General features: G+C 35.5%; 6 protein-coding genes. 4 read left to right on the top strand and 2 right to left on the bottom strand.

Going from position 1 to position 7255, the window contains the following annotated elements; genetic code table 11:
- Both AC1DDX_RS19345 and AC1DDX_RS19340 read left to right on the top strand, forming a co-directional pair.
- On the top strand, positions 1–817 hold an 817-nt coding region (locus tag AC1DDX_RS19345), incomplete at its 5' end, for an outer membrane beta-barrel family protein (RefSeq protein ID WP_477622432.1).
- 736 nt (positions 818–1553) lie between these two features.
- A complete protein-coding gene (locus tag AC1DDX_RS19340; protein WP_337717432.1) occupies positions 1554–2327 on the top strand; it encodes a hypothetical protein in 774 nt (257 codons plus the stop codon).
- 96 nt (positions 2328–2423) lie between these two features.
- On the opposite strand, the gene AC1DDX_RS19335 is transcribed toward AC1DDX_RS19340, so the two are convergent.
- Complete coding sequence (locus AC1DDX_RS19335; RefSeq protein WP_048907264.1) at positions 2424–3185, bottom strand: LytR/AlgR family response regulator transcription factor; 762 nt, start codon at positions 3183–3185, stop codon at positions 2424–2426.
- Positions 3182–4258 (bottom strand): sensor histidine kinase, encoded by a 1077-nt coding sequence (locus AC1DDX_RS19330; protein WP_337717434.1) that lies wholly within the window; start codon positions 4256–4258, stop codon positions 3182–3184. Before AC1DDX_RS19330 ends, AC1DDX_RS19335 begins: the two co-directional genes overlap by 4 nt.
- Positions 4259–4479: 221 nt before the next feature.
- Here AC1DDX_RS19330 and AC1DDX_RS19325 point away from each other — a divergent pair, with 221 nt between their 5' ends.
- Entirely contained in the window at positions 4480–5634 is a 1155-nt protein-coding gene (locus AC1DDX_RS19325; RefSeq protein WP_337717435.1) for a lactonase family protein, read from the top strand.
- Positions 5635–6000: 366 nt separating this feature from the next.
- On the top strand, positions 6001–7255 hold a 1255-nt coding region (locus AC1DDX_RS19320; protein WP_477622431.1), incomplete at its 3' end, for a Clp protease N-terminal domain-containing protein.

Genomic DNA, 7255 nt, shown 5'->3' with positions numbered 1-7255 from the left:
GCTTTTTCCTAATACCACGATCGATTACAAGCTGTCAGAATCCCAACAGATTGGACTTTCCTTCAGTAAAAGAATCGACAGACCAAGTTACAGGCAGTTAAACCCATTCCGTGTCTACCTGAATGAAACAACATCACAGTCTGGAAATCCCAATCTACTGCCTCAAATTACTTATGCACTAGAGTTGAGTCATACCATATCTGAAAAGTACAGCTTTCGATATGCATTCAGACGAACGCTCAATAATATAATTCCCTTTATTTATCAAGATCCATCAAAGCCTGAGATGGTTATACTCACTGACCGTAACCTGGCGGTCAAGGATTATTATGGAATTGACTTTTCGGCCCCAGTTAAATTTGGGAAGTGGTTTCAGAGCTATAACAATGCAATATTGTTTTATTCGAAATTTAATGGTGCAGTATCGAATTCAAATCTTGACAACTCAATAGTGACTTATAAGTTTAATAGTAACAATACATTTATCTTAACGCCCAGCTTTTCGGCAGAATTTTCCGCCAATTACACTTCACGTGAGCAAGATGGATCTTTTAATTTCTTGCCTGTTTGGGCAGTGGGAGCGGGTTTTCAAAAGCAATTTCTTGCAAAAAAAGCCAGCTTAAAACTTAATGCCACAGATGTGTTCTATAAGCTCAAAACAAGAGGGATTGCCCGTTATGAGGGATATAATGAAACCTTTAATGTTCTAGACAATACGCGCCAGGTGTCTTTGAGCTTTACTTATAGATTTGGAAATTCCGGACTTCAAACTAAGCGTAAATCCGGTTCAGAAGATGAAAAACTACGTGCGAATTAAAATAATAATGGATGAGGTATAATAGAGCTTTGCAATAAATATTGTGAATTTTAGGGAGTTTTCAAAAATTACACTCAAAAGTCAGATTTATAATTTCCAAGTACATAGACACTAACTTTGTATGATGCATTAAATTAATTACAAATGCTTAGTGGCAGCACTTTTAGAGTCATCTTTTTTATCAACTTTTCTAGAACTTAAATTGTACTTTAAGTTAAAATCACCATAATCTGTACAGAATTCTAATCTGCTAAGAATCCAGTTTTGTTGATACTTAAAGGAAATTATATGAAGTTCATTTTTTGAAAACAGGGACAATTCGGGGATAAATGAGTATATTAAGGATAGAATTTAAAAAAAAATCAAGCTGAGAAATCGCTTGAATATGCTTGGGGCCGCATTTTTATTTAGCTGTCAAAAATTTTAGAATATTATTTTTTCGTCCATGCTTGTTATTTCGTGTATTAGATAGGCTTTTTTATTAAATTTTACAGAACCCTATGTTTACTGCAAAGATAAGAAAGGAAAGCCACTAAAAAAGTGGTGTATTTGATATTCAATATAATGATATGTGTAGAAAACGTGAAGAAACGTTAATCTCTCCATTAAACGCTCATCAGTTCAATACGTCAGATCGACAATTCAGCAGATATTTTTGCTACTTCACTCAATAAGTTCAAATGCCAAGCTTTAGCTGCCTGTAATTTTACATCACCAAAATAATAATAGAAGAAAAATGAAAAACATTAAAGATCAAAATGAGATAACCGTTCTTAAGGAAGCCGGTAACAAAAAAACAAAATTTGAATTACAAAGTCGTAGGAAAAAGACGCTTATAGCTCTTTTTCTTTTGGTAACATGCTCACTAACAGTTTCTGCTCAAAAATCAGCTGTATTGAGTGCTCTTTCTAAATATAATATTGATGCCAGTATCCTCAATGCCGACAATATTCAACAGCCTGAGGACTTTGCCTTTGACTTCAAACAGACAACGGTAACTGCAGGCAAGCAAATAGTAACCATAGCTAAATATGATCCGTCTGGCCCAAAGGAAGAACAATGGACTGTAGTTTCCGTAGACGGGAAATCGCCTTCTAAAGGAGATATTAATACCTTCCGTAAAAATCAAAGCAAAGAGGTAAAGTCTACCCAGACAGACGAATCAAGTTACAAGGTTGAGAAGGAATCAGCAGACTACCTGATGATAAGCTACAAAATAGATCAGGCTTCTATTCCAAAGGATGCTGCTTTTATGAAAGACTGTAGATCTTATATGACAATCAATCTCAAAACCAAGAAAATTGAGCAGGTACAAGTGATTAATGAAAAGCCTGTAAGAATCAAGATTCTTAATGCTGAAAAATTTGATCTGGTCATAAAATATACTAAAAATGACCAATCGAAACGTTATCTGCCTGTAAGCCAGGAACTCAATATGTTAGCTAAATTCATTGGACAGGAAGTTACTGTACAGACAATTACGGAATACTCAAACTATACTAAAAAATAATTGGTGTATTAAACCCTGTCGAAAGGTAAAATTTAATATCATGACCTGATGGGTCCTTATAAACTTATATAGGGTCCATCAGGCATTTATTACTTATTAGTAATCTAACCACATTTTAAATAAAGGTGCTTTTGTCCTGCTCACTAGGATATCATCGTCTGTACTATTCTTCACTTTGAGCTTTAACTTACCGTTGAAAAAGTTGTGGACTTTTTCAATTGAATTGACATGAACAATATACTGGCGGTTTATTCTAAAGAAATTTTTAGGTTCTAATTCTTGTTCCAACGCTTCGAGGGTCTGAGGGACGACAACTTTTTCACCATTAAAAAGATTTGCATAATTAATGTTCAAATGAGAATAAAAGAAGGCGATATCCTCCACATTAATTTTTCTATAACCATCTCGATATGGAAGAAAGAAACGCGATCTGTATTCTTTCGGTCGGATTTGGCTTAGTAATTCTTCTATCAAAGGGGATTGCTGGTATGATCTCTGTATTGAGTTCTCAAATTTTATAATGGCAGCTTCGAGCTGATCCTTATCAATCGGCTTCAGCAAGTAGTCTATACTATTATATTTAAATGCCTGGACAGCATATTCGTCATAGGCTGTTGTAAAAATTACCGGGCATTTTACATCCGCCAATTTAAAGACTTCGAAACTTACACCATCTGCCAATTGTATATCCATTAGTATCAGGTCAGGACTCGCATTATCCGCAAGCCAATCCACAGTCTTTTTAACACTGGTCAAAATGCCAAGAATTTCAAATTCTGGTCTTATTTTGAGTAATAATCTTTGTACTCGATCTGAATTAAGTTTTTCATCTTCCAGAATCAATATCTTCTTTATCATATCCATTTGATAAGAGGTACTTTTATTGTAAAAGTTTTGTCGTTTGTCTCTATAATAGGTTTTTTATCTCCTAATAAGGCATAGCGATCAATTATGTTTTTCAAACCCATACCTGTAGAATGAGGTTTATTAATTAATGGCAATATTGTATTAGAAACTATGAGCTCGTCATTGTTATTTGTATATATGTTAATAATCAAAGGATTTTCTTCTTCGGTACGATTATGCTTTATGGCATTTTCAATAAACAGTTGAAGCGTAACAGGGGGGACTAGCAAATCAAGCTTTGACTCATCAATGTCAATCCGAAATATACTTCCTCCTCCCATTCGATTGTTTATGAGAAAAAGATAAGCATCAAGGAATTTGAGTTCTTCGCCTAGGGAGATTAGTTTTTTCTTCGAGTTGATTAACAGATAGCGGTAAACTTTCGCGAAATTCTCTGTATACTCATATCCTAATTGCTGGTCCTTCAATATTAATTCCGAAAGCACGCTAAGATTATTGAAAACAAAATGTGGATCAAGTTGTAATTTAAGAGCCTGCAACTCTATTTCGGCCGCTAATTGCTTGTTTTGGGCTGCCTTTACCTCAAATTCAGCTGCCTTTATAGTAGTAGCTTTCCAATTATTTAATAAAAAATTGCCAGTATTTAGTGCACTGATTATTAAGGCCCATAGTACAATTGAAATAATGGAGTACAATGTTTGTCTTAAACCAATGTGTGGAGATTGAGTGCCAGCAGGTCCCACGATTATCAGATAAATTAATGATAGACAGATGATAAGGAGTAGCACACCCAGAATTTGAAAGAGTGTTTGGGTCAATAGCCGTTTTAAGGGATGAACCATCCATGGGATTTTTTTATTCAATATTCTGTCTATGAATAAACTTAGCTCTAACATGACCACACAAAATGCTAGGTTTATTAGAAGGTCTATTATTAATCTGGAAACAGACATGTCGGCATACTCTTTCCAATAGGAATATGGAAGTATAATAAATAAAGTTGCATACGAGCCCATAAAAGTGAAAACCAGCACCAACAAAGCCTTCGTTTTAATCCTTTTCATTGTGTTAGATATTTTCTCCTGATTATTCACAAAGTTTTGAAGACATGTTGGAGGTACCGCCCATATGGAGAAATGAAAGATTCATTTTTTTAGTGGAAAAAGGACACATTTGAGCCCTATTTAGAGCAAAGATAAGAAAACACCTGTCAAAGATTTTTTATATGTTTACATTAACCAGTTTTTAGATAACCAACTTCACATATAGAAGTAAAATTAAGTAAATGAATTGTTTCAAAAAATGCAGAAAACAGGCTGTCCCATTTCTGGCTATGTTGTTATTGCCTCTTATTGGCCTTTCTCAGAAAACAATTACTTCCTCTAAAACATTTGATCTGCTGATTGGTACTTATACCCGGACTAATGAAAGCAAGGGTATATTGGTTTATCGATTTGATGACGAAAGTGGTAAAATGACCTATTTAAACCAGATCGATGGTGTAGAAAATCCTGCTTTTTTAACAGTAAGCAATGATCTTAAGTTTGTTTATGCGGTTAATTCGAACAAAGTAGGAGAGGTAAGTTCATTTAAATTTGATCGTTCAACTGGTAAGCTGGAATTTATCAATAAGCAATCGTCCTCAGGCGTGGGGCCAGCCCATGTTGCTATAGATAGGGATGGTAAAAATGTATTTGTGTCTAATTATGGGAGTGGTAGTTTAACTGTTTTGCCCATAAATGGCGATGGCTCTTTAGCGCAGGCATCGCAAACGATACAGGATGAGGGAGGGAGTGCGAATAAATTAAGACAGGAGGGGCCGCATGTACACTCGGCGCTATTATCAAAAAATGAGAAAATACTGTTTTATGCTGACCTTGGAACAGATAAGATAAACATTTATAATTACGATAGTAGCAAAAAAATGCCTTTAACGCCTGCCGGACCTGCCTTTGAAAGTGTACAACCTGGTAATGGTCCTCGTCATATGGATTTCTCTCCTGATCAAAAATACCTTTACCTTGTGCAGGAAATGACAGCGATTGTTAATGTATACAGCTGTAATAATGGGAAGTTAACGTTTTTACAAAGTGTTAATATGATGCCAGAAGCCTTTACTGAAAATAGTGCTGCAGATATACATGTATCGCCCAATGGCTTGTTTTTGTATGCATCAAACAGAGGTAATGCCAATAATATAGTAGCTTATGCTATCAATAGAAAGAATGGTAGGTTAACATTTGTTGAACGATACAATGTTGATAAGACGCCAAGAAACTTTGTGATAACGCCGTCTGGCAATTTCATGCTGGTTGCAGCCCAAGATGCCAATAATGTTTCGGTTTATAAAATAAACAAAGCAACCGGAAAATTGACAGGAACATCTGTTAAAATAGACGTTGGGCAGCCTGTATGCTTAAAGTTGGTTCCAGCTGAATAGGATGGTTGGGTCGTCATTTTATTTGATCTGGCAAAGGTCTGCCATTTTGGTAGTTTTTTTATTGATAATATCCACTTTTGACAGGTGATATTATTCCATAAAAATCATTACATTTATACGACAAAGTGATCTGAATATGTTTAAAACAGTTAATTAAGCGTTTCTGGCCTATAGATATATGTGGAAGTATTGAAAATTATGCGTAAATGAATTAGTCAAAGATTGGTAACATTTATGAAATTACGGCAGTTCCAACATCTAATTAATAGTCAATGGCGTAATTGTTGATAAAATAAAAAAATCAGGGATGCTTTTTATTAAACAATTTTTATAGTTTAGAGCATTCCGGATTTTAGAAAGGTATATATGGAAGCTAAATTTTCTCCACAAGTAAAAGACGTGATTTCTTTTAGCAGGGAAGAAGCCCTGAGATTAGGTCACGATTACATAGGCGCAGAACATCTTTTGTTAGGCCTTATTCGCGAAGGCGATGGTATGGCTATTAAGATATTGAAATCATTAGGAGTTGATACTTCAAAACTTCGCCGCTCAATTGAGGATTCCGTAAGAGGTACCTCAAGTGTAACAGTAAATCTGGGCAACATTCCTTTAACCAAACAAGCTGAAAAGGTTCTTAAGATAACATATCTGGAGGCAAAAATCTTTAAAAGCGATTTGATAGGAACCGAGCATTTATTGTTGTCTATCCTTCGTGATGATGATAATATTGCGTCGCAGATTTTATTACAATACAACGTTAATTACGAAATCTTTAAACAGGAGGTTGAAGTGAATAAAAACGGATTCAAAGACGAAACTCAAAATAGTGCATCAACAGGCGGTGATGAAGATTATCGTGAGGAAGAGAGCTTTAGCAGCCCTAAAAAAGTTTCTGACATAAAATCTAAGACCCCGGTTTTGGATAATTTTGGAAGAGATTTAACAAAAGCTGCTGAGGAAGGAAGACTAGACCCGATTGTTGGTCGTGAAAAAGAAATTGAGCGTGTGTCTCAGATCTTATCGCGTCGTAAAAAAAATAATCCAATTTTAATTGGTGAGCCGGGTGTTGGTAAATCAGCTATCGCCGAAGGATTGGCCTTGAGAATTGTTCAACGCAAGGTATCAAGAGTTCTTTTCAACAAACGTGTGGTTACTTTAGACCTTGCTTCTTTGGTTGCAGGTACTAAATACCGCGGGCAGTTTGAAGAACGTATGAAAGCTGTGATGAACGAGCTTGAAAAATCTACAGATGTAATTTTGTTTATTGATGAGATTCATACAATTGTAGGTGCAGGTGGTGCTTCTGGTTCACTGGATGCATCGAACATGTTTAAACCTGCATTGGCCAGGGGCGAAATACAATGTATTGGTGCTACAACACTTGATGAATACCGTCAGTATATAGAAAAAGATGGTGCATTGGATCGTCGTTTCCAAAAGGTAATGATTGAGCCTGCTACGCCTGATGAAACTATCGAGATATTAAACCGTATTAAAGAAAAATACGAAGATCACCACGGTGTAACATATACCGACGAAGCAATTAATGCTTGTGTGGCCTTAACATCAAGATACATTACTGATAGGTTTTTACCAGATAAAGCTATTGATGCTTTAGATG

It is taken from the genome of Pedobacter sp. 10L46_2 (assembly GCF_056395165.1).
This window is presented reverse-complemented; position numbering and strand designations above follow the sequence as displayed.